The sequence below is a fragment of the Acinetobacter sp. B51(2017) genome (genome assembly GCF_003711395.1).
GTDB lineage: Bacteria > Pseudomonadota > Gammaproteobacteria > Pseudomonadales > Moraxellaceae > Acinetobacter.
The window spans coordinates 1-1,666 of sequence record NZ_PJRJ01000078.1; the positions used below are offsets into that span (position 1 = coordinate 1).

At 36.9% G+C, this 1,666-nt stretch carries 2 protein-coding genes; both read right to left on the reverse strand.

Annotation, left to right across the window (positions count from 1 at the left end; genetic code table 11):
- A partial coding sequence (locus CYK47_RS15145) for a transposase (protein ID WP_016165541.1) occupies positions 1 to 142 on the reverse strand: 142 nt, incomplete at its 3' end.
- Positions 143 to 212: 70 nt separating this feature from the next.
- Positions 213 to 1,544 (reverse strand): VPA1269 family protein, encoded by a 1,332-nt coding sequence (locus CYK47_RS15150; RefSeq protein WP_164709236.1) that lies wholly within the window; start codon positions 1,542 to 1,544, stop codon positions 213 to 215.
- Between the last annotated feature and the right edge of the window lie 122 nt (positions 1,545 to 1,666).

Genomic DNA, 1,666 nt, shown 5'->3' on the forward strand with positions numbered 1-1,666 from the left:
GATTGGCTTCACGAATCCATTTGTCTAAAGTTGAATAACCCACACCTAATTTCTGGGCGATTGCAGCTATAGGTTCGTGGGAGTTTGAAAGTGCATAATCAATCGCTTGCTGTTTAAATTCAGGACTAAAACGTTTAGCCATTTCTTGAATCTCCAAAGATTAAAGTTACGTTATCTTTAGAGGGACGTGCTGTCCATTATTTTGGCTAGGATCATTCCGCATCCTCACATAATAAGGAGAGATGTAATAATTCTGAAGTTGTATCTATAAAACCAATTTTAATATCCTTTTCAGAGCCAACAGCAATGAGCTTATTTTTAAAATCAGTTTCACAACGATTCTGCTCAACTTCAATCAACCGACGAATTATGTTGAAAGTGGCTATCCAATCTTTTACATATTCATCGGCTTCAACTAATTGTTTTTCATATCTACGTTGAAGTGACTGTAATTCATTATGTTTTATGAATGGTTTATTATTTATTTCAGCTTCATATTTAAATTCCTCTAGTTTTTCTATTTCAGTTTCTAATTTTACAGCTAATTGAGCAGCTTCATGTGCCTTGTAGCTCATAAAGTTGAGGTGAGCATTAAGAGCAGGCAAGTATCGAGCATCTGTGATAAACCAACGACAACGTACACAGTTTTCTAAGCCATGAGGTACAGGGCTATATATACTATTTGCACTTCCCCTTGTAGCAACTAGTTCTCCGCCATTCCAACAACCTGCTAAAGTAGAACTTTCATCTGAACGTACAGTATTTCCTCCAGCTAAGCATAATCCATGATGACGATTTTCCCATCCTAATGGATTACTGTTAACCAATATATCTTCAATGGCTTGTTGATCGTTGTAGGCCATTTTTGACTGGATTTGGCGCAGTTCTGCATCTTTAAGAAAAGTTTGAATACTTTCCTGTGACTTGGCATCAAGTAAACTTTCAGCTTCTATCATCTTTTCTTTCATGACAGCGGGGGTTAGTTTTGTATAGTAGACCGTCATTAAGATCCGTGAATGACCAGCTAAAAGTTTTGAAACTATAGGTAGAGGCAACTTTGCATCCATGATATAGCAGGTAATCAAAGATACACGAAGGCTGTGTAAAGGGAACTCTGTCTTTTTCTTTGTAACCTTCTCATCCTCATAATGATGCACTAATCGGAGTGGAGTACCATCTGATAATGTGTCTCCTGATATTAAAAGATTATCTTCAAGTTGATTTAATAGTTTGTACCAAAGTGTAGAAATGGCTGTATCTTGAAGTGGTTTAGTTCGATCTGCTGCTTTACTTGCAGATGCATCACGAAACAAAAAGCAACTGTAACCCATTGCACTTAGATAAGCATGGGATTTTCTAGCTTTTGTGTGTTTAGCTTCTAGTGTAGTACAGTCTGTTGGCTTATTAATTGGATTATATTTTTCCTGCCAATTACGCAGTTTTTCAAGCCAATATAGTACATCTTCATTTTGCCAATGAATTTCATAACCACGTTCAAACTCTTCTTTGTTTTGGTCTGCGGTTTTATTAGTACTGATAGGCATTGTTGCACAAACCTATCTGTAAAGGCTTTTTCAGCGATATAATTTTCAAATGAAGAAGCCTACACACAAAATCTACCGCACAACCAATTGGCCCGCATATAACCGAGCACTCATGAATCGCG

Coding starts and splice junctions, on each gene's coding strand:
- CYK47_RS15150 (WP_164709236.1), bottom strand. CDS start 1,544: ATGCCTATCAGTACTAATAAAACCGCAGACCAAAACAAAGAAGAGTTT.